We start from the raw sequence: 20,760 nt of genomic DNA, 5'->3' as shown, positions 1-20,760 counted from the left end.
CCGCTGGTAACGCCCCGGTCACGTCGGCGGGCCTAGTGTCCACGGTGATCCTGCCGACCGGTCCCGTACGCCTGCGCCGCAGCGCCGCTGCGCAAGGGGTGCGGGTCGCCGTGACGCGCGACGACGAGTAGTGGGAGCAGAACCACCGTGAAGAACATCATCCGAGTGGCGGCGCTGAGCGGTGTCGCGGCGCTCGCCCTGGCGGCGTGCGGCAGCGCGCCCGAGGAGGGCGGCGCGACCGGCGGCGCCACCGCGACCGGCGGCGCCGGCGTCGACTTCACCGCCTGCATGGTGTCCGACGAGGGTGGCTTCGACGACGCCTCGTTCAACGAGTCCGGCTACCAGGGCCTCGAGCGGGCGCAGGAGGAGCTCGGCATCGAGATCAAGACCGCCGAGTCCGCCGACCCCAGCCAGTACACGCAGAACGTGGACTCGATGGTCCAGCAGGGCTGCGACCTCATCATCGGCGTCGGCTTCGCGCTCGAGGACGCCATCCAGGAGGCCGCCGAGGCCAACACGGACGTCGAGTTCGCGCTCGTCGACTCGGCCTTCCAGGACGACGAGTTCAACCCGGTCGAGATCGAGAACGCCAAGCCGCTGCTGTTCAACACGCAGGAGGCCGCGTACCTCGCCGGCTACCTGGCCGCGGGCATGTCCGAGACCGGCACCGTCGCGACGTTCGGCGGCCAGCCGTTCCCGTCGGTCACGATCTTCATGGACGGCTTCTCCGACGGCGTCACCGCGTACAACGAGGAGAACGGCACCCAGGTCCGCCTCCTCGGCTGGGACAAGGAGGCGCAGAACGGCTCGATGATCGGGAACTTCTCCGACACCGAGGCCGGCCGCACGACGACCGAGCAGTTCATCGCGGACGGTGCGGACGTCATCCTCCCCGTCGCCGGCCCGGTCGGCTCGGGTGCGCTCAACGCCGCCAGCCAGGCCGAGGGCACCAAGGTCATCTGGGTCGACTCCGACGGCTACGAGCAGCCGCAGAACGACCAGTACCGCTCGCTCATCCTCACCTCGGTCATGAAGCAGATCGCGACGGCCGTCTTCGACACGGTCTCCGCCGCGGTCGACGGCGAGTTCTCCAGCGAGCCGTACGTCGGCACGCTCGAGAACGGCGGCGTGGACCTCGCGCCGTTCCACGACTTCGAGGACCAGGTCCCCGAGGAGCTCTCCGCGAAGCTCGACGAGCTGCGCATGCAGATCGTCCAGGGCGACCTGGAGATCGAGTCGCCGTCGGCCAACACGGTCACGGACTGACGCAGCGGCAGGACGGACGGTGGCCCGGGGCGCAGGTCCCGGGCCACCGGCGCGTCGGGGCGCAGGCGCCCCGGCGGGTTAGTGTCGGCGCGTGCGACGCGTCGACGGGACAGCACGACGGAAGGGCGTGGTGACGTGAGGCTCGAGCTGCGCGGGATCACCAAGAGGTTCGGGCCGCTGGTCGCCAACGACGGCATCGACCTGGTCTTCGAGCCGGGGCGCATCCACGCCCTGCTGGGCGAGAACGGCGCCGGCAAGTCGACGCTCATGAACACGCTGTACGGGCTGTACCAGCCGGACGCCGGCGAGATCCTCGTCGACGGCGAGCCGCGCACGTTCGCCGGTCCGGGCGCGGCGATGGCCGCCGGCATCGGCATGGTCCACCAGCACTTCATGCTCGTCCCCGTCTTCACGGTGGCCGAGAACGTCGTGCTCGGTCACGAGCCCGTGCGCGGCGCGGGGCTCCTGGACCTCGGCCGCGCCCGCCGCCTGGTGAGGGACATCTCCGACCGCTTCGGGTTCGACGTCGACCCGGACGCGCTCGTCGAGGACCTGCCGGTGGGCGTGCAGCAGCGCGTCGAGATCATCAAGGCGCTCTCGCGCGACGCCGAGGTGCTCATCCTCGACGAGCCGACGGCCGTGCTGACGCCGCAGGAGACGGACGAGCTCATCGCCGTCATGCGCCGCCTGCGCGAGGCGGGCACGTCGATCGTCTTCATCACCCACAAGCTCCGCGAGGTCCGCGCCGTCGCGGACGACATCAGCGTGATCCGCCGCGGCCGCGTGGTCGGCACGGCCACGCCCGACGCCTCCGAGGTCGAGCTCGCGTCGCTCATGGTCGGGCGGTCCGTGTCGCTGGCGGTCGACAAGACGGCCGCCACCCCCGGTGAGGCGACGTTCCGCGTCGACGGCCTCACGGTGCTCGACCCGACCGGCGTGCCGGTCGTGGACGACGTGACGTTCGAGGTCCGCCGCGGCGAGATCCTCGCGATCGCCGGCGTGCAGGGCAACGGCCAGACCGAGCTGACCGAGACGATCCTCGGCCTGCGGGCGCCGACGGCGGGCTCGCTCACGCTCGACGGCGTCGACCTCGCCGGGCGCCCCGTGGCGGACGTGCTGCGCGCGGGCGTCGGCTTCGTGCCGGAGGACCGCACGACCGACGGGCTCGTCGCGTCGTTCTCGATCGCCGAGAACCTCGTGCTCGACCTGCACGACCAGGCTCCGTACGCGCGGCGCGCCTCCCTGTCCCCGGCCGTGCTCGCCGAGAACGCGGCGAAGCGGGTCGAGGAGTTCGACATCCGCGTGACGAGCGTGCAGGACCCCGTGAGCACCCTGTCCGGCGGCAACCAGCAGAAGGTCGTCCTGGCGCGCGAGATGTCGCGGCCGCTGCGGCTGCTGGTCGCCTCGCAGCCGACGCGCGGCCTCGACGTCGGGTCGATCGAGTTCGTGCACAAGCGGGTCGTGGCCGAGCGCGACGGCGGCACGCCCGTCGTCATCGTGTCCACCGAGCTCGACGAGGTGCTCGCGCTCGCCGACCGCATCGCCGTCATGTACCGGGGCACCATCGTCGGCGTCGTCGACGGCGGGCCGGGTGCCGACCGCGACGTCCTCGGCCTGATGATGGCCGGCGTCCCGCTGGAGCAGGCCCGCGCGCAGGCGGCCCGCCACCACACCGCGCTCGGCGCGGCCGACGCCGAGGCCGCCGGGCCCGAGCCCGCGACCGGTGGGTCCGACGGCGGTGCCGCCCCCGCCGACACCGCCGCCGCCGGCACCACGCAGGCGCCCGCGGCCGCCGGTGCCCGCGTCACCGACAAGGAGGAGCAGGCGTGAGCGCCACCCAGGCCCCGCCCGAGCAGCCGGCGACGCCGGCCGCCCCCGCCCCCGCGCGGCAGAGCGCGCACGGCTACCTGCAGCGCGTCCTCGACTCGACCACCGCGACGGTCGTCGTCGCGATCGTCATCGCGCTGCTCGTCGCGGCCGTGCTCGTCGTCGCGGCCGACCCCGCGTCGCAGCGCGCGGCGGGGTACTTCTTCGCGCGCCCCGGCGACTTCCTGTCCGCCGCGTGGGACGCCGTCTACTCGACCTACTCCGCGCTCTTCCGCGGCTCGATCTTCGACTACGAGGCCGAGGGGGCCCGCCGCATCCGGCCGATCACCGAGACGATGGTCGCGTCCGTGCCGCTCATGCTCGCGGGCCTCGGGCTCGCGATCGGCTTCCGGTCCGGGCTGTTCAACATCGGCGCGCAGGGCCAGGTGCTCGTGGGCGGCGGTGCGGCGGCCTGGGTCGGCATGACGCTCGACCTGCCGGTCGGCGTGCACGTGCTCGTCGCGTGCGTCGCGGCGGTCGCCCTCGGTGGCGTGTGGGCCGGCATCGCCGGGTTCCTCAAGGCCCGCACCGGCGCGAGCGAGGTGATCGTCACGATCATGCTCAACTCCGTCGCGGGCTACCTCGCGGCGTACCTGCTGACGACCGCGGTGCTGCGCCAGCCCGGCTCGACCCGCCCGATCAGCGCGCCCGTGCAGGACACCGCGGTGATGCCGCTGCTGCTCGGCGAGCAGTTCCGGCTGCACCTCGGGTTCCTCGTGGCGGTCGCCGCGGCCTTCGGCGTGTGGTGGCTGATGGAGCGCTCGACGCTCGGCTTCCGGTTCCGCGCCGTCGGTGCGAACCAGGACGCGGCCCGCACGGCCGGCATCCGGGTCGAGCGCATGTACGTGCTCGTCATGCTGGTCGCCGGCGGCCTGGCCGGGCTCGGCGGGGCGATGCAGATCCTCGGCACGGACCGCACCTTCCAGGCGTCGAGCGCGGGCGCGATCGGCTTCGACGCGATCACGGTCGCCCTGCTGGGACGCTCCCGTCCGCTCGGCACCGCGCTGGCGGCGCTCCTGTTCGGCGCGCTGCGCGCCGGGTCGCCGCTCATGCAGACGGCGGCCGGCACCCCGATCGACCTGGTCCAGGTGATCCAGGCCGTGATCGTCCTCCTCATCGCGGCGCCGCCGCTCGTGCGCGAGCTCTCGCTGGCGCACCGCACCGCGGCGCTGTTCGGCTACGACAGGAAGAAGGCGACGGCGTGATCCCTCCCCACGCGTTCGCTCGCTGCGCTCACGACCGCGCGGGGGCCCCGGAATGAGCACGACCTCGACCCCGACCGCCGCGCCGACGTCGGCCGAGCACCTCGTCCCCGCCGTGCAGGCGCCCGTGCGCTGGCGCGGGCCCGTCGGCGCGGCGGTCGTCGCGCTGCTGAGCCTCGTGTGCTTCGGGCTGTTCACCTCGGGCGCCGCGAGCACGACGTTCCAGGTGGCCACGCGCGGCGACCTGTTCCAGATCGGCGCGGTCACGGTCCCGTCGCGGACCACGGCCGTCGTGCTCTCGCTCGTCGCGCTCGCCGCCGCGGTGCTCGCGGTCGTGCGCGCCCGCGCCCGCCGCCGCGTGCCGGTGTGGGTGTACGCCGTCGTGGGCGTCGCGGCGTTCCTCGCGCTGCTCGTGTGGGTGATGGCGGGCCGGGAGGCGGCGTTCCCGCTGACGCTGCTGCTCACGAACGCCGTGGTGCTCGCCGTGCCGCTGGTCTTCGGGGCACTCGCCGGCCTGCTGTGCGAGCGCTCGGGATCATCAACATCGCGATCGAGGGGCAGCTGCTCGCGGGGGCGTTCCTCGCGGTCGTCGTCGCGTCGACCACCGGCAACCCCTACGCGGGCCTGCTGGCCGCGCCGTTCGCGGGTGCGCTCGTGGGCCTGGGGCTCGCGCTGTTCGCCATCCGGTACCGCGTCGACCAGATCATCGTCGGCGTCGTCCTCAACGTGCTCGTCATCGGCCTCACGAACTACCTGTTCTCGACCGTCCTGACGAACAACCCGCAGGAGCTGAACTCCCCGCCGCGCCTGCCGAACCTGCCGGTGCCGCTGCTGGCCGACATCCCGGTGCTCGGTCCCGTGCTGTTCGACCACCCGCTGACCGTCTACCTCATGTACGTCGGCGTCGCGACGCTGCAGATCATGGTGTTCCGCTCCCGCTGGGGGCTGCGCATGCGGGCCGCGGGCGAGCACCCGAAGGCCGCGGACACCGTCGGCATCAAGGTCAACCCGACCCGCTGGCGCTCGACCGTGCTCGGCTCGGCCGTCGCCGGTCTCGGCGGTGCCGCGCTGGTCTCCGCCGGCCTCGCGTTCACCAAGGAGCTGACGTCGGGGCGCGGGTACATCGCGCTGGCCGCGATGATCCTCGGCCGGTGGAGCCCCAAGGGCGCGCTCGCGGCGTCCCTGTTCTTCGGGCTCGCCGACGCCCTGCGCCGCGTGCTCAACAACACCGGTTCGCCCATCCCCAGCGAGCTGCTCGCGATGCTGCCGTACCTGGCGACGATCTTCGCCGTCGCCGGTCTCGTCGGCCGCGTCCGCCCGCCGGCCGCCGAGGGCGTGCCCTACCCGAAGTGAGGAACCACCCGATGACCGACCTCCAGGTCGACTGGGACGCGCTGCGCGCCGCCGCCCGCGACATGCTGGCACGGGCGTACGTGCCCTACTCGAAGTTCCCCGTGGGCGTCGCCGCGCTCGTGGACGACGGCCGCGTCGTGACGGGCTGCAACGTCGAGAACGCGTCGTACGGCGTCACGCTGTGCGCCGAGTGCAGCCTCGTGTCGATGCTGCACGTCACCGGCGGCGGCCGCCTGGTCGCGTTCACGTGCGTGGACGGGCACGGCAACGTGCTCGCGCCGTGCGGGCGCTGCCGACAGCTGCTGTTCGAGCACGGCGGGCCGGACCTGCTCGTCGAGACGGTCCGGGGCGTCCGGCCGATGAGCGAGGTGCTGCCCGACGCGTTCGGGCCGGTCGACCTCGTCGAGCGGGGGAGCGCGACGGGCGCCGCCGGGGAGGAGCAGGCGTGAGCGAGCCGTTCGACGCCGTCGACGTCATCGTCACCAAGCGCGACGGGGGCCGGCTGTCCGAGGCCCAGATCGACTGGGTGCTCGACGCGTACACCCGCGGCGTCGTCGCCGACGAGCAGATGTCCGCCCTCGCGATGGCGATCCTGCTCAACGGCATGGACCGCGCCGAGATCGCCCGCTGGACCGCGGCCATGATCGCCAGCGGCGAGCGCATGGACTTCTCCGGGCTGTCGCGACCGACCGCGGACAAGCACAGCACGGGGGGCGTCGGCGACAAGATCACGCTGCCGCTCGCACCGCTGGTCGCGGTCTTCGGCGTCGCGGTGCCGCAGCTGTCGGGCCGCGGCCTGGGGCACACCGGGGGGACGCTCGACAAGCTCGAGTCGGTGCCGGGCTGGCGCGCGTCGCTGTCGAACGACGAGATGATGCGCCAGCTCGAGGACGTCGGTGCCGTCATCTGCGCGGCCGGCTCGGGCCTGGCGCCCGCCGACCGCAAGCTCTACGCGCTGCGCGACGTCACGGGCACGGTCGAGGCGATCCCGCTCATCGCCAGCTCGATCATGAGCAAGAAGATCGCCGAGGGCACGGGCTCGCTCGTGCTCGACGTCAAGGTCGGGTCGGGCGCCTTCATGAAGGACGCCGAGCGGGCCGGCGAGCTCGCCCGGACCATGGTGGAGCTGGGCACGGACGCCGGCGTGCGGACGGTCGCGCTGCTCACCGACATGTCGACGCCCCTCGGCCTCACCGCGGGGAACGCCCTCGAGGTGCGCGAGTCGGTCGAGGTGCTCGCGGGCGGCGGCCCCGCCGACGTCGTCGAGCTCACGGTCGCGCTCGCGCGGGAGATGCTCGACGCCGCCGGCCGCCCCGACGCGGACCCGGCCGCGGCCCTCGCCGACGGCCGCGCCATGGACGTGTGGCGGCGCATGATCGCCGCGCAGGGCGGCGACCCGGACGCCCCGCTGCCCGTCGCGCGGGAGACCGAGCAGGTCGTCGCCGAGCGGGACGGCGTGCTGACCACGCTCGACGCGTACGCGGTCGGCGTCGCGGCGTGGCGCCTGGGTGCCGGCCGGGCGCGCAAGGAGGACCCGGTGCAGGCCGGTGCGGGCGTCGAGCTGCACGCCCGCCCCGGGGACCGGGTGCGCGCGGGGCAGCCGCTGCTGACCCTGCACACGGACACCCCGGAGCGGTTCGGCCGTGCGCGCGAGGCGCTCGCCGGGGGCGTCGTCGTGTCGCCCGACGCGCCGGCCCCCGCGCCGCGGCCGCTCGTCCTGGACCGGGTCGCCGCGGACTGACCCCCGCACCCTGCCCGCCCCCCGCCCGACCTGCCCGGCTGCCTCCCGTGGCAGCCGGGCGGGGCGGCCTGCACGATGGGGACGTCCCACCCGCCTGTCCGAGGAGGAGCCATGAGCACCGTGCCCGGGAACGACGCCTGGCGTGACGCGGGGCTGGTCCCCGTCGACCCCGACGCGCCCGCGCGGCTGACCGACCCGGCGGACGAGCCGGAGCGGGACGCCCTGCCCGAGCGCCCGGACCCCGAGGAGCACACCCCTGGCGTGCCGCGCCCGGACCTCGACGACGCCGCGAACGAGGCCGACGTGGTCGAGCAGGCGGCCGAGGTGCCGATCGACGAGGACGAGGTCCAGGAGGGGTGAGCAGCCCCGCTACGGTGGTGGCATGACCGCGCTCCCCTCGGCGGCGGGCACGCCCGGCGCCGACCTCGGCGCGGCCGTCCGCGCACTGCCCAAGGTCCTGCTGCACGACCACCTCGACGGGGGTCTGCGACCGGCGACCGTCGTCGAGCTCGCCGCGCAGGCCGGCCACGCGCTGCCCACGACCGACCCCGACGCGCTGGGGCGCTGGTTCGTCGAGTCGGCGTCCTCGGGCTCCCTCGAGCGCTACCTCGAGACGTTCGCGCACACCGTGGGCGTGCTGCAGACGGCCGACGCCCTGCACCGCGTCGCGCGCGAGGCCGTGCTCGACCTGGCGGCCGACGGCGTCGTGCACGCCGAGGAGCGGTACGCGCCCGAGCAGCACCAGCGCGGCGGGCTGTCGCTGCAGGCCGTCGTCGACGCCGTCCGTGCCGGCCTCGAGGACGGCATGGCGGAGGCCCGCGACGCGGGCCACGAGATCCGGGTGACGCAGGTCCTCTCGGCGATGCGCCAGGCGGACCGCGCCGAGGAGGTGGCGGCGCTCGCGCTGGCCAACCGGGACGCGGGCGTCGTCGCGTTCGACGTCGCCGGACCCGAGGCGGGCTTCCCGGCGTCGCGGCACGCCGCGGCGTTCCGGACGCTGCGACAGGAGAGCTTCCCGGTGACCGTGCACGCCGGCGAGGGCGCGGGTCTCGACTCGATCGCCGACGCGCTGCACGGCGCCCTGGCGCTGCGCCTCGGGCACGGCGTGCGCATCGCCGACGACGTGCAGCTCGGCGGCGACGGCGCACCGCGGCTCGGCCGGCTCGCGCACTGGGTCCGTGACCGCCGCGTGCCGCTCGAGGTGTGCCCGTCGTCGAACCTGCAGACCGGCGCCGCGGCGTCCGTCGCCGACCACCCCGTCACGCTGCTGCTGCGCCTCGGCTTCGAGGTCACCGTCAGCACCGACAACCGCCTGCAGTCGGGCACGTCGCTCTCGCGCGAGCTCGAGCTGCTGGTGCGCGAGGCCGGCTGGACCCCTGACGACGTCGTCGCGGTCCAGGTCGCCGCGGCCCGGCACGCGTTCCTGCACGAGGACGAGCGCCGTGCGCTCGTCGACCGCATCGTCCGCCCGGCCGCCGCGCCGGGCACCGCACGGCCCGGGAGGCACCGCGCATGACCACCGACCCCACCGCACCCCTCGACGCCGTCGCGCTCGCCCGGCACGTCGACCACACCCTGCTCAAGCCCGAGGCGACGCGCGCCGACGTCGAGGCGCTCGTCGCCGAGGGCGTCCGGCTCGGCGTGTACGCCGTGTGCGTGTCCCCCTCGTTCCTCCCGCTGGAGGTGCCGGTGGGGCTGGACGGGGAGCCGGACCTGCTCGTGGCGACGGTCTGCGGCTTCCCCTCCGGCAAGCACCACAGCGACGTCAAGGCCGCCGAGGCGGCCCGCGCCGTGCGGGACGGCGCGGCGGAGGTCGACATGGTGATCGACGTCGGCGCGGCGAAGGCCGGGCGGTTCGCCGACGTGGCGGCCGACATCGCCGCGGTGCGCGCCGCCGCACCGGCGCCGACCGTGCTCAAGGTCATCATCGAGTCCGCGGCCCTCAGCGACGACGAGATCGTCGCGGTGTGCGAGGCGGCCGAGGCGTCGGGCGCCGACTACGTGAAGACCTCGACGGGCTTCCACCCCGCCGGCGGGGCGAGCGTGCACGCCGTGCGGCTCATGGCGCGCACGGTGGGCGGGCGGCTCGGGGTCAAGGCCTCGGGCGGGATCCGCACGGCGCAGGACGCCCTCGCCATGGTCGAGGCGGGGGCGACGCGCCTCGGGCTGTCGGGCACCGCGGCCGTGCTGGGCGGGCTCACGGCGGACGCAGGCTACTGACGGACCCCGACGACGCGCACCGTCCCGCGGCCGCGGGCGGGCGTGAGAGGGCGATGAGAATGCGGGGCTCGGCCGGGTGAATCCGCCCCGGACCGGACCTTCCGGGCGTTGACTCGGCGCCGACCGCGCGACGATGGTGGACACCTGTCCGACCCGTGCGGGACGGACGACGACAGCACGGCAGGGCGCGGTCCGCCGGACGCGTGCGCACCCGGCGGGAGGAGACGCACGCGGATGGGGAGGATCGGCCGCAGCACCCTCGCCCTCGTGCTGCTCGTCCCCTTCGTCCTCGGCGCGGTGCTCGCCGGTGCGCTCGGCAGCACGGTCGGCAGCGCACCGGCCCTCGTCGTGCCCGCCGCGTGGGGTGCCGTCCGCGACGCGGCGCACGTGCGCGAGGGGGAGCACGTGGCGCTGCTGTGGGGTGCCCGCGCGGGGGCCGACCCGTCCGCGTCCGACGGGGACCTCGCGTTCGACCCCGACGCCGCCGTCGCACGCCTGGAGTCGCTGCACGCGCTGCACGTGACGGCCCTGGGTCTGGGCGCCCGCGACGGCCCGGCAGCCGGCCGCAAGGTGCTCGTGGTCGTCGACGGGACGTGGGCGTCGGGCCCCGGGGTGCGGGCGGCGCCCCCGGGGGAACCCGTGCGCGGGGCCACGAGCCGCGCGGAGGCGGTCGACGGCGTCGGCGTCCTGCGTGTCACGCCGGCCGTGCTCGCCACGGCCGGCACGGAGGACGAGGACGCGCCCGGCACCGCGGAGCCCGGCACCGCGGAGCCCGGCATCCCGGAGCCCGGCGCCCTGGGAGCCGGCGCGTCCCCCGCGACCGCGGTCGCGGAGGGCACGTCGTGGGAGCTCGCGCGCGGGTACGCCGAGGTCGCGATCCTGCTGGCCGCCGAGGGGCGCGGCGGGGGCTCGGAGGGTCGGACGCCGCGTCGTTCCGGGCCGCGAGCGCGGCGTACCTGGCGACCCTGGCGGTGCCGGCCGGGCACGCCGACGTCAGCGACCTGCTGCGCGCGCCGCACCTCGCCTGGGGCAGCGCCCGGCACGGCGCCGCCGGCTGGCTGCTCCTCGACTCGCTCGTGGCCCGCGCGGACCCGGGCCTCGTCGCCGACCTGTGGACGCAGGCGCACGACGGCGAGACGGTCCTCGGCGCGTACGCGCGGCTCACCGGCTCCCGGCCGGAGGACGTGAACCGGCGCGTCGCCCAGTACGCGATGCGCGCGGCCGCCGGCGACGGGGGCGGACGCGCCGCGGCCACGCTGCTCGACGACGTCGACCCCGTGCTGCTCGCGGACCGGACCACCCCCACCGAGCCGGTCCCGGGTGATCCCGCGCACCACCGCGTCCTCGGCACGTTCGCGCCCGCCGCGTACGGGTTCACGGTCGTGCGGCTGGTGCCCGACGGGTCGGGGGGCGACGTCCGGGTGCGGGTGCGTGGGCACGCCGAGGCGTTCCCGGCCGGTGCCGCCGGGTGGAGCGTCGGCATGGTGGCGCTCGGGCCCGAGGGACCGCGGTTCGGACCCGTGACGGCGACCGTCGACGGGGAGGTCGTCCTGACCCCGCGCGCGGGCGAGGACGCCGTCCTCCTCGTCGTCACGGCCACCCCGCCGGAGGTGCCCGCGGGCACGGGGGCACGTTCGCCCGCACGACGCGCTACCCGTACGAGTTCCGGGTGGCCGGTGCGGTGGTGGCCGACCCCGCCGCGGCACCGCCGGTCGCGGGCGGGCACCGCCACCCCCACGGCGGCGGCTGGGTCGACGACGCCGCCACCGTCGACGCGACGGCCTGGGTCGGGCCGCAGGCGGTGGTCCGCGGCGCGGCGCAGGTGCGCGGCACCGCCCGGCTGGAGGGACGCGCGTGGGTCGAGGACGGTGCGGTCGTCGAGGACCGCGCCGTCGTCCGGGACTCCGCCGTCGTCCGCGGCGGTGCGCACCTGTCCGGCGACGTCGTGGTCGGCGGTGACGCCGTCGTGGCCGGCGCGTGCGCGTCCGGCGTGCACACGACGTTCCGCCCGGACGGCTCGTGCGGTCCGGACGAGCCCGGCGCCGACGTGAACCCGCCGGTCGCGCCGTTCGCGGCCGAGGACGTCGCGCTCACCACGGCCCCCCCGCCCCCGCGCCCCCGACCGCGCCCACCGACCCGCCGGTGGAGGCACCCGGCGGACCTGCCGGGCCGTCCGCCCCGGCCCCGCCGGGGAGCGGGACGACCCCGGCGCCGGGCGGAGCCGCGCCGCCGTCCGCCGCACCCCCCGCACCGGCGTCCCCCGGGGTCGTCGCCCCGCCGCCCGCGGTGCCCGCCGGCGCGTGCACCGCGCGCTACGAGCTGCTGACGTCGTGGCCGGGGGGGTACCAGGCGCAGGTGACGGTGACCGCGACGACCGCCGGCGTGCACGGCTGGCTGGTGCAGTGGACCGCCGTGCCGGGCCTGGGCATCAACGAGCGCTGGGGCGCGGACATCGGCACGGACGGCGGCACCGTGAGCGCGGAGAACCTGTCCTGGAACGGGTCGGTCGCGAACGGGCAGTCGGTCGTCTTCGGGTTCACCGGCTCCGCCGAGGGCGACGCCGCACGCACGGTCCCGCAGCTGCGCTGCACCCAGACGCGCTGACGCCCCGACCCTCAGACGGTCAGGCCGAGGGCCGCGCGCACGTCGTCGCCGAGCACGCGCAGGCGCTCGCGGGCGTCCCGGTGCGCCGCGTCGAGCGCGTCGCGGGACGCGTCGGCGGCGACCGGCACGACGACCTCGAGGTACGCCTTGACCTTCGGCTCGGTGCCGGACGGGCGCACGACGACCCGGGTGCCGTCGGCCGTGAGCAGCCGCAGCCCGTCCGTCGGCGGCAGCCCCGCGCGCTCGTCCTCGGTCCCGGTCGCGAGGTCGACGACCTCGACGACGTCCGAGCCCGCGAGCGCGCGCGGCGGCTGCGCGCGCAGCCGGTCCATGGTGTCGCCGATGCGGGACAGGTCCGCGAACCGGGCGCTCACCTGGCCGCTCGCGTGCAGGCCGTGCGCACGGGCGAGGTCGTCGAGGGCGTCGACGAGGCTGCGTCCCTCGCCGGCCAGACGCGCGGCCAGGTCGAGCACGCGCACGGCCGCGGAGATGCCGTCCTTGTCCCGCACGTGCGCGGGGTCGACGCAGTAGCCGAGGGCCTCCTCGTAGCCGAACACCAGCCCCTCGACCCGCGAGAGCCACTTGAAGCCGGTGAGCGTGGGGGCGAACTGCAGGCCCGCCGCCGCGGCGACCGACGCGAGCAGGCGCGAGGAGACGATCGAGCACGCCAGCGTCGGCGGCGCGGACGTCGCGGCCGTGCCGTCCGCGCGGTCGGCCGTGACGCGGGCGGCGGCGTCGGCGCCGAGCAGCGCGCCCACCTCGTCGCCGTGCAGCATGCGCCAGCCGTCGGCCTGCGGCGTCTGCGGTGCGCCCGCGACCCGGGAGCGGACGTCGACGAGGGCCACGGCGCACCGGTCGGCGTCCGGGTCGAGCGCGATGACGACGTCGGCGCGCGTCGCGCTCGCGTACGCGAGCGCGAGGTCGATCGCCCCCGGCTCCTCGGGGTTGGGGAAGGCGACCGTGGGGAACTGCGGGTCCGGCTCGGCCTGCTCGGGCACGACGGTGACGTCGGTGAAGCCGGCGCGCGCGAGGACGCCGCGGGCGACCGCGCCGCCCACACCGTGCAGGGGCGTGAGCACGACCCGCAGGGACGCGCGCGCACGGGCCGTGGCGGCGTCCTGCGCGGCGGGGACGACCGCGGCCGCGTCGCGCGCGTAGCCCTCGACGACGTCCTCGTCGAGCACCCGCCAGCCGCCGTCCGCGCGCGGCACCGACGCGACGGACGGCACCCGGGCGATCTCCGCCGCGATGGCGGCGTCCGCGGGCGGCACGATCTGCGCCCCCTGGCCGGCGTCCGTGACCACGCGCCCGCCCAGGTAGACCTTGTAGCCGTTGTCCCGCGGGGGGTTGTGCGAGGCGGTCACCATGACGCCCGCGTCGGCGTCGTACCGGCGCACGGCGGACGCGAGCACGGGGGTCGGCAGCGGCCGGGGGAGCAGCAGCACCTCGATGCCGACGGCCGTCATGACCGCGGCGGTGTCGCGCGCGAAGACGTCGGAGTTGCGCCGCGCGTCGTACCCGACGACCACGCGCGGCGGGCGGGCCTCGCCCTCGAGCTCGCCCAGCAGGTGCGCGGCCAGCCCGGACGCGGCGCGGATCACCACGGCGCGGTTCATGCGGTGCGGTCCACCGCCGAGCTCGCCGCGCAGCCCCGCGGTGCCGAACTGCAGGAGCCCCGAGAAGCGGTCCGCCAGCTCCTCGCGGGCGCGCGCCGAGGCCTCGCGGTCCTGCCGCTCCTGCGGGTCGAGCTGCGCGTCGTCGCCCGCGGGCCCCGCGTCGACGGGGTGCGCCCGGGCGGTGCGCAGCAGCGCGTCCAGCTCGTCGGCGGTCTCGGGGTCGGGGTCGTCGGCGATCCACGCCTCGACCCGGCGCTGCAGGTCGTCCCAGCGGTCGGCGTGGTCCTCGTCCGGCGTCGGGCGCACCGCGGCGCGCGGCGCGTGCTCGGGTGCGCCACCGGCGCGGACGTCCTGGGGGTCGTTCTCGGCACTCACCCGTCCAACGTACTGGGCGGTACAGCCCCGGCACGCGGGACCGGCGGGGACTGCGCGCCCCGCCGGGTCAGAGGCGGCGGACGACGTCCGCGAGCAGCGCGCTGATCCGCGGCCCCGCCGCACGGCCCGCCGCGAGGACCTCCTCGTGCGCCAGCGGCTCGGGGCTGATGCCGGCGGCGAGGTTCGTCACGAGCGAGATCCCGAGGACCTCCAGGCCCGCGTGGCGTGCTGCGATCGCCTCCAGGGTCGTCGACATCCCGACGAGGTCCCCGCCCAGCCGCCCGGCCATCGTGACCTCGGCCGGCGTCTCGTAGTGGGGGCCGCGGAACTGCACGTAGACGCCCTCGTCGAGGGTGGGGTCGACCTCGCGCGCCACGGCGCGCAGCCGGGCCGAGTACAGGTCCGTCAGGTCGACGAACGTCGCGCCCTCGAGCGGCGACGTCGCGGTGAGGTTGATGTGGTCGTTGATGAGCACCGGCGTGCCCGGTCCCCAGGCCGGGTTGAGCCCGCCGCACCCGTTCGTCAGCACGACCGTCGACGCGCCGGCGGCCGCGGCGGTGCGCACCCCGTGCACGACGCGCCGCACCCCGCGGCCCTCGTACAGGTGCGTGCGCGAGCCGAGCACGAGGGCGTACCGCTCGCGGCGTCCGTCCGTGCCCGCGATGCGCACCGAGCGCAGCGTGCCGACGTGGCCGACGACCGCGGGCGCGGAGAAGCCGGGGACCTCGTGGCTCGGCAGCTCGGCGACGGTCTCGCCCAGCAGGTCCGCCGCACCGCCCCAGCCGGAGCCGAGGACGAGCGCGACGTCGTGGCGCGCGACCCCCGTCCGCTCGGCGACGACCTCCGCGGCGCGGCGGGCGACCTCGAACGGGTCCGTCGCCGGGTCGTCGAGGTCCGGCACGGCGGCGCCGTCGGAGGGGAGCTGGTCGGTGAGGTCGCGGGCCGCGTCGGTCATGGCCCCAGGCTAGCCGCGGGCCGGAGGGGTCCCCGTCCGGTCGGCGCGCGCCGCCCCGTCGGGCAGGATGGGGGCGTGATCCTTCCCCACCCGATCGCTCGCTGCGTCCACGATCGCGCGGGGGCCCCGGAATGAGCAGCCAGGACCCCGCCACGTCCGCCGCCCCCGCCCAGCCCGCCGTGCCGGCACCGGCCGCCGCCTCCACGGTCCGCCCCGCGGCGGACGCGCCGCCGGCCGGTCGCGTCGTCGTCGTCGGCGGCGGCCCCGGCGGCTACGAGGCCGCGCTCGTCGCCCGCCGCCTCGGTGCGCACGTCACCGTCGTCGAGCGCCAGGGCCTCGGCGGCTCCGCGGTGCTCACCGACGTCGTGCCCTCCAAGACGCTCATCGCGACGGCCGAGTGGATGACGATCGCCGACCGCGCGCCCGAGCTCGGCATCCGTCTCGACACGCTCGCCGCGGGCCTGGCGCCGGCCGAGGGCGCCACCGGGTCCGCGGTCCGCGACGCGCTGCACCACCGCATCGACCTCGACGCGGTCAACCTGCGCGTCAAGGCGCTCGCGGCCGCGCAGTCCGCCGACATCCGCACGCGCCTGGAGCGCGAGGGCGTCGACGTCGTCGTGGGCACCGGCCGGCTGAGCGACCCCGAGCACGTCGAGGTCCGCACGCCCGACGGGCGCGAGCACACCCTCGACGCCGACGTCGTGCTCGTCGCGACCGGCGCGACCCCGCGCGTGCTGCCCGACGCCGTGCCCGACGGGGAGCGCATCCTCACCTGGACGCAGATGTACAACCTGACGTCGCTGCCCGAGCGGCTGGTCGTCGTCGGGTCCGGCGTCACGGGCGCCGAGTTCGCCGGCGCGTACACCGCGCTGGGTGCGGACGTCGTGCTCGTGTCCAGCCGCGAGCGCGTCCTGCCGGGGGAGGACCAGGACGCGGCGGAGCTCATCGAGCGCGTCTTCACCCAGCGGGGCATGACGGTGATGTCGCGCTCGCGGGCGTCGTCCGCGCGGCGCACGGCCGACGGGGTCGTCGTCACGCTCGAGGACGGGCGCGAGGTCGAGGGGTCGCACGTGCTGCTCGCGGTGGGCGCGGTGCCGACGACGCGCGGGCTCGGGCTCGAGGAGGCGGGCGTGCGGCTGACGCCGTCCGGCCACGTCGAGGTCGACAAGGTCTCGCGCACCAACGTGCGGGGCGTCTACGCGGCCGGTGACTGCACGGGCGTGCTGCCGCTCGCGTCGGTCGCGGCGACCCAGGGCCGCATCGCCATGTCGCACGCGCTCGGGGACGCCGTGCGGCCCCTGTCGCTGCGCGGCATCTCGGCCAACATCTTCACGGCGCCCGAGATCGCGACCGTGGGCTCGTCGGAGAGCGCGCTGCGCGAGCGCGGCGTGCAGTACCAGGTGAGCATGCTGCCGCTCGCGCGCAACCCGCGCGCGAAGATGCTGGGCGTGCGCGACGGCTTCGTGAAGATCTTCGCCCACGCGGGGACGGGCACCGTGCTGGGCGCGGTCGTCGTCGGGCCGCGCGCGAGCGAGTCGATCTTCCCGCTGACGCTCGCGGTGACGCACCGGCTCACCGCCGACCAGGTGGCCGACGCGTCGACGGTGTACCCGTCGATGTCGGGCACCATCGGCGAGGTCGCCCGGATGATGCACCACCGCACGGAGGACTGAGCGGGCGCGCGGCGCGTCAGGCGTCGGGGGCCGCGTCGGGCCGGCCGGCGGGCGCCGGCCGCTCGACGCGTGCCCGCAGCTGCGGCCAGGCGTCGGCGAACGCGGGCAGCAGCGGCCGGTCCGGGACGTCGTCGAGGGCGACCCAGGCGACCTCGACGCTCTCCGCGTCCGTGACGGCGGGCGTGAACGGCACGAGCGTCTCGGCGAGCACGGTGGTGTAGGACCAGCCCGGGTGCTCCAGCACGTGGCTGCCGAGCACGCGCACGCCCGCGGCGTCGACGCCCGCCTCCTCGTGCGCCTCGCGCAGCGCCGCCTGCTCCGCGGACTCGCCCGCGCCGCGTGCGCCGCCCGGCAGGGCCCACGTGCCGCCCGCGTCGCTCCACGGCGCGCGGTGCTGCAGCACGACGTGCGTCGCGCGCCCGTCGTCGTCGCGCCGCACGAGCAGCAGCCCGGCGGCGCCGTGCAGCCCCCAGTGCCGGTGACCGCAGCCGCACTCCACCCAGCCGTCGCCCTCGACGCGGTGCCGACGGGCCGCCGGCGGCACACCGTCCTGCCCGCTCAGCCGACGATCTCGCAGATCGCGGTGCCGGCGCTCACGCTCGCGCCGACGCCTGCCGTGAGCCGCTGGACGGTCCCGGCGCGGTGCGCGACGAGCGGCTGCTCCATCTTCATGGCCTCGAGCACCACCACGAGGTCCCCCTCGGCGACCTGGGCGCCCTCGGCGACGGCGACCTTGACGATCGTGCCCTGCATGGGGGAGGCGAGCGTGGTGCCGTTGCCCGCGGTGCGGGTGGTGCGGGCCCGGGCGGTCCGGCGGGGCGTGGCGCCGGGGCGGGCACCGGCACGCGCGGCGGCTGCGCCCCGGCCCAGCCCGAGCGCGGCGGGCAGGACGACCTCGAGACGCTTGCCGCCGACCTCGACGACCACGCGCTCGAGCGCGGCCTCGGCCGTCTCCTCCTCGGTCGTGGCGGCCGCGGGTGCGGCGCCGAGACCGGCGACCGTCTCCGCGAACTCCGTCTCGATCCACCGCGTGTGCACGCGGAACGGCGCCGCCGGGTCCGCGGGCACGAACGCGTCCGCCTCGAGCACGGCGCGGTGGAACGGCACGACCGTGGGGATCCCGACGACCTCGAGCTCGGCGAGCGCGCGCCGTGCCCGCTCGACGGCCTGCCGGCGGTCGGCGCCGGTGACGACGAGCTTCGCGATCATCGAGTCGAACATGCCGGAGACGGTGTCGCCCTCGACCACGCCGGAGTCGACGCGCACACCCGGCCCGGCCGGGAAGCGCAGGCGGGTGATCCGGCCCGGCGCCGGCAGGAAGCCCGCGGCGGGGTCCTCGCCGTTGATCCGGAACTCGATCGAGTGCCCGCGCGTGGCGACCTCGGTGTAGCCCAGCGGCTCCCCGGCGGCGATGCGCAGCTGCTCGCGCACGAGGTCGATGCCGGAGATCTCCTCGGTCACGGGGTGCTCGACCTGCAGGCGCGTGTTGACCTCGAGGAACGAGACCGTGCCGTCCGCCCCGACGAGGAACTCGCACGTGCCGGCGCCCACGTAGCCGGCCTCGCGCAGGATCGCCTGCGAGGCGGAGACGAGCGTCGCGCGCTGCTCGTCCGTGAGGAACGGCGCCGGCGCCTCCTCGACGAGCTTCTGGTGGCGGCGCTGCAGCGAGCAGTCGCGGGTCGAGACGACGACGACCGTGCCGTGCGCGTCGGCGAGGCACTGCGTCTCGACGTGCCGCGGCCGGTCCAGGTACCGCTCGACGAAGCACTCGCCGCGTCCGAACGCCGCGACCGCCTCGCGCACGGCCGACTCGTACATCTCGTCGATCTCGTCGACGGTGCGCGCGACCTTCAGGCCGCGGCCGCCGCCGCCGAAGGCCGCCTTGATCGCGACCGGCAGTCCGTGCTCGGCCGCGAACGCGTGGATCTCGGCGACGTCCTGCACGGGGTCGGGGGTGCCCGCGACGAGCGGCGCCCCGGCGCGCTGCGCGATGTGGCGCGCGCTGACCTTGTCGCCCAGCTGCTCGATGGCCGCCGGCGGCGGCCCGACCCAGACGAGGCCGGCCGCGGTCACCGCGCGCGCGAAGTCGGCGTTCTCCGAGAGGAACCCGTAGCCGGGGTGGACGGCGTCGGCGCCCGACCGGCGGGCCACGTCGAGGAGCTTGGCGATGTCGAGGTAGGTCTCGGCGGCGCGGGCGCCGTCGAGGGCGTACGCCTCGTCGGCGACGCGCACGTGCAGGGCCTCGCGGTCCGTGTCCGAGTACACGGCGACCGAGGCGAGGCCGGCGTCGCGGCACGCGCGGGCGACGCGGACCGCGATCTCGCCACGGTTCGCGATGAGGACCTTGCGCAGGGGGGTCGAGTCGGGCACGGCTCACCGTAGCGCGGCACCCCCGCGCCGCCGCCGCGCGGTCCGGGGCCCGCGTCCAAGATTGGGGAAGGGACCAAGGCCCTGCGGGCGGACCTTGTAGGAAGTCACCAGGGCGCCGCCGGGCGCAGCCGCCTCCACGGGGTCGCGGTTGTCCGGGTCGGACAACCGCCGCGCGTGGTCGCGCCGGTCAGCGCCGCCAGAGGTCGGTGACCCGGAGCCCGATCTCGCCCAGCAGCGCGCGCAGCAGCGGCAGGCTGACGCCGACGACGTTGTGGTGGTCGCCCTCGATGCGCTCGACGAACGGCCCGCCGAGGCCGTCCACCGTGAAGGCGCCGGCGACGGCCAGCGGCTCCCCGGTCGCGACGTAGGCCGCGACCTCCTCGTCCGGCACGTCCGCGAAGTGCACGACCGTCGAGGCGGTCGCCCCCAGCGTGCCGCCCGTGCCGGGCCCGTCCGCTCCCGAGGGACGGTCGTCGACGAGCCAGTGGCCCGTGTGCAGCACCCCGGAGCGTCCGCGCATCGCGCGCCAGCGGGCGACGGCGTCGTCGGCGTCGCGCGGCTTGCCGAGGACCTCGCCGTCGAGCTCGAGCATCGAGTCGCAGCCGAGCAGCACGAGGTCCTCCTCGCCGTCCCAGCCCGCCACGTCGAGCGTCTCGTCGGAGGACAGCCGGCGGGCGACGTCCTCGACCTTCGCCTGCGCGAGCACGAGCACCGCGTCGGCCGGGTCGAGGTCGCCGAACCGCTCGCGCGCGGCGGCGAGCGCGGCGTCCTCGTCGACGCCGGACACGGCCACGAGCGGGTCGAGCCCCGCGGCGGTGAGCGTGGCCCGGCGGGCGGGGGAGGCGGAGGCGAGCAGCAGACGGGTCACGTGGTCCGACCCTAGCCGCCGCGGCCGCGTCGCACTCCCGCGCGCGCCCACCCGGCCGCCCCCGCCGGCCCACGTCCCACGAGCGCGCCAGCCGTCGGTCGAGGGCGCCAGTCGTGTCCGGTGCGGTCGAGCGACGTGTGGCGCGCTCGACGGGCGTGGGTGGGCGGGTGGACGGGTGGGGGCGTGGGGCGGTTGGGTCGGCGGCATGACGCTGACCCGCTCGCTCGTGCTGTTCGCCGTCGCCGCGCTGTGCGAGATCGGGGGTGCGTGGCTCGTGTGGCAGGGCGTGCGCGAGCACCGCGGGTGGGCGTGGATCGGTGCGGGCGTGCTGGCGCTCGGGCTGTACGGGTTCGTGGCGACGCTGCAGCCGGACGCGCACTTCGGGCGGATCCTGGCCGCGTACGGCGGCGTGTTCGTCGCGGGCTCGCTGGCCTGGGGCATGGTCGTCGACGGGTACCGGCCGGACCGGTGGGACGTCGCGGGCGCGCTCGTGTGCCTCGTCGGCGTCGGGCTCATCATGTACGCGCCGCGCCCGGCGTGATCGGGGCACCGCGCATCAGCGCCGGCGTCGTCCGCCCGGGACGATGGTCTGCCGCACGCACAGGTCCGCGTGGCACCATGCAGGTCCCGACCACGTCCGCCGGTGACCCG

Annotated in this window: 18 protein-coding genes; 13 read left to right on the top strand and 5 right to left on the bottom strand. The window is 76.4% G+C overall.

From position 1 onward, the window contains the following. Positions 1-147: 147 nt before the first annotated feature. The 11 genes from GC089_RS13600 to GC089_RS20155 all read left to right on the top strand — a co-directional run bounded on the left by GC089_RS13600 (position 148) and on the right by GC089_RS20155 (position 12,252). On the top strand, positions 148-1,266 hold the full coding sequence (locus GC089_RS13600) for a BMP family protein (RefSeq protein WP_155378107.1): 1,119 nt from the start codon (positions 148-150) through the stop codon (positions 1,264-1,266). A gap of 135 nt (positions 1,267-1,401) precedes the next feature. Further along, a complete protein-coding gene (locus GC089_RS13595; protein WP_155378106.1) occupies positions 1,402-3,096 on the top strand; it encodes an ABC transporter ATP-binding protein in 1,695 nt (564 codons plus the stop codon). Next, on the top strand, positions 3,093-4,337 hold the full coding sequence (locus GC089_RS13590; RefSeq protein WP_155378105.1) for an ABC transporter permease: 1,245 nt from the start codon (positions 3,093-3,095) through the stop codon (positions 4,335-4,337). Before GC089_RS13595 ends, GC089_RS13590 begins: the two co-directional genes overlap by 4 nt. Positions 4,338-4,853: 516 nt before the next feature. After that, on the top strand, positions 4,854-5,687 hold the full coding sequence (locus tag GC089_RS20165; RefSeq protein ID WP_370514007.1) for an ABC transporter permease: 834 nt from the start codon (positions 4,854-4,856) through the stop codon (positions 5,685-5,687). Between the two features lie 11 nt (positions 5,688-5,698). Beyond that, positions 5,699-6,136, top strand: coding sequence for a cytidine deaminase (locus GC089_RS13580; RefSeq protein WP_155378104.1), 438 nt, complete (start codon positions 5,699-5,701; stop codon positions 6,134-6,136). Continuing rightward, positions 6,133-7,428, top strand: coding sequence for a thymidine phosphorylase (locus GC089_RS13575; RefSeq protein ID WP_155378103.1), 1,296 nt, complete (start codon positions 6,133-6,135; stop codon positions 7,426-7,428). The genes GC089_RS13580 and GC089_RS13575 overlap by 4 nt, the downstream gene beginning before the upstream one ends. Before the next feature lie 111 nt (positions 7,429-7,539). Next, complete coding sequence (locus GC089_RS13570; protein WP_155378102.1) at positions 7,540-7,788, top strand: hypothetical protein; 249 nt, start codon at positions 7,540-7,542, stop codon at positions 7,786-7,788. Positions 7,789-7,810: 22 nt separating this feature from the next. Continuing rightward, positions 7,811-8,944: an adenosine deaminase gene (locus tag GC089_RS13565; RefSeq protein ID WP_155378101.1), complete on the top strand. Its 1,134-nt coding sequence runs from the start codon at positions 7,811-7,813 to the stop codon at positions 8,942-8,944. Next, a complete protein-coding gene (gene deoC, locus GC089_RS13560; protein WP_155378100.1) occupies positions 8,941-9,648 on the top strand; it encodes a deoxyribose-phosphate aldolase in 708 nt (235 codons plus the stop codon). The genes GC089_RS13565 and deoC overlap by 4 nt, the downstream gene beginning before the upstream one ends. Positions 9,649-9,803: 155 nt before the next feature. Then, on the top strand, positions 9,804-11,699 hold the full coding sequence (locus GC089_RS20160; protein ID WP_370514115.1) for a DUF6055 domain-containing protein: 1,896 nt from the start codon (positions 9,804-9,806) through the stop codon (positions 11,697-11,699). After that, positions 11,626-12,252, top strand: coding sequence for a cellulose binding domain-containing protein (locus GC089_RS20155; RefSeq protein ID WP_155378097.1), 627 nt, complete (start codon positions 11,626-11,628; stop codon positions 12,250-12,252). Before GC089_RS20160 ends, GC089_RS20155 begins: the two co-directional genes overlap by 74 nt. Positions 12,253-12,263: 11 nt before the next feature. Here GC089_RS20155 and GC089_RS13540 read toward each other — a convergent pair whose 3' ends face one another. Both GC089_RS13540 and GC089_RS13535 read right to left on the bottom strand, forming a co-directional pair. Further along, entirely contained in the window at positions 12,264-14,129 is a 1,866-nt protein-coding gene (locus GC089_RS13540) for a phospho-sugar mutase (protein WP_155379233.1), read from the bottom strand. A gap of 181 nt (positions 14,130-14,310) precedes the next feature. Then, complete coding sequence (locus GC089_RS13535; RefSeq protein ID WP_155378096.1) at positions 14,311-15,198, bottom strand: purine-nucleoside phosphorylase; 888 nt, start codon at positions 15,196-15,198, stop codon at positions 14,311-14,313. A gap of 131 nt (positions 15,199-15,329) precedes the next feature. Here GC089_RS13535 and GC089_RS13530 point away from each other — a divergent pair, with 131 nt between their 5' ends. Continuing rightward, the gene (locus tag GC089_RS13530) at positions 15,330-16,871 is read left to right on the top strand and encodes an NAD(P)H-quinone dehydrogenase (protein ID WP_155378095.1); all 1,542 of its coding nucleotides are present in this window, start codon (positions 15,330-15,332) and stop codon (positions 16,869-16,871) included. Between the two features lie 16 nt (positions 16,872-16,887). Here the strand turns inward: GC089_RS13530 and GC089_RS13525 are convergent, their stop codons facing one another. The 3 genes from GC089_RS13525 to GC089_RS13515 form a co-directional block, all read right to left on the bottom strand. After that, positions 16,888-17,415, bottom strand: a complete 528-nt coding sequence (locus GC089_RS13525; protein WP_155378094.1) for an NUDIX domain-containing protein — start codon at positions 17,413-17,415, stop codon at positions 16,888-16,890. Between the two features lie 14 nt (positions 17,416-17,429). After that, entirely contained in the window at positions 17,430-19,241 is a 1,812-nt protein-coding gene (locus GC089_RS13520; RefSeq protein ID WP_230684811.1) for a biotin carboxylase N-terminal domain-containing protein, read from the bottom strand. A 187-nt stretch (positions 19,242-19,428) separates the two neighbouring features. Beyond that, positions 19,429-20,109 (bottom strand): nucleoside triphosphate pyrophosphatase, encoded by a 681-nt coding sequence (locus GC089_RS13515; protein ID WP_155378093.1) that lies wholly within the window; start codon positions 20,107-20,109, stop codon positions 19,429-19,431. 205 nt (positions 20,110-20,314) lie between these two features. On the opposite strand from GC089_RS13515, the gene GC089_RS13510 reads away from it, so the two are divergent. Continuing rightward, positions 20,315-20,650: a YnfA family protein gene (locus GC089_RS13510; protein WP_155378092.1), complete on the top strand. Its 336-nt coding sequence runs from the start codon at positions 20,315-20,317 to the stop codon at positions 20,648-20,650. The last annotated feature ends 110 nt before the right edge of the window (positions 20,651-20,760 follow it).

Origin of the sequence: Cellulomonas sp. JZ18 (genome assembly GCF_009720485.1) — a bacterium.
In the GTDB taxonomy this organism is placed as follows: Bacteria; Actinomycetota; Actinomycetes; order Actinomycetales; family Cellulomonadaceae; genus Cellulomonas.
The sequence above is the reverse complement of the archived record's forward strand: the minus strand, read 5'-3'. Positions and strand labels throughout refer to the sequence as shown.

Bases quoted from the DNA above. Each gene is read 5' to 3' on its own strand.
- GC089_RS13580 (WP_155378104.1), top strand. From the start codon at position 5,699: ATGACCGACCTCCAGGTCGACTGGGACGCGCTGCGCGCCGCCGCCCGC.
- GC089_RS13570 (WP_155378102.1), top strand. From the start codon at position 7,540: ATGAGCACCGTGCCCGGGAACGACGCCTGGCGTGACGCGGGGCTGGTC.
- GC089_RS13565 (WP_155378101.1), top strand. From the start codon at position 7,811: ATGACCGCGCTCCCCTCGGCGGCGGGCACGCCCGGCGCCGACCTCGGC.
- deoC (WP_155378100.1), top strand. From the start codon at position 8,941: ATGACCACCGACCCCACCGCACCCCTCGACGCCGTCGCGCTCGCCCGG.
- GC089_RS13535 (WP_155378096.1), bottom strand. From the start codon at position 15,198: ATGACCGACGCGGCCCGCGACCTCACCGACCAGCTCCCCTCCGACGGC.
- GC089_RS13530 (WP_155378095.1), top strand. From the start codon at position 15,330: ATGAGCAGCCAGGACCCCGCCACGTCCGCCGCCCCCGCCCAGCCCGCC.
- GC089_RS13510 (WP_155378092.1), top strand. From the start codon at position 20,315: ATGACGCTGACCCGCTCGCTCGTGCTGTTCGCCGTCGCCGCGCTGTGC.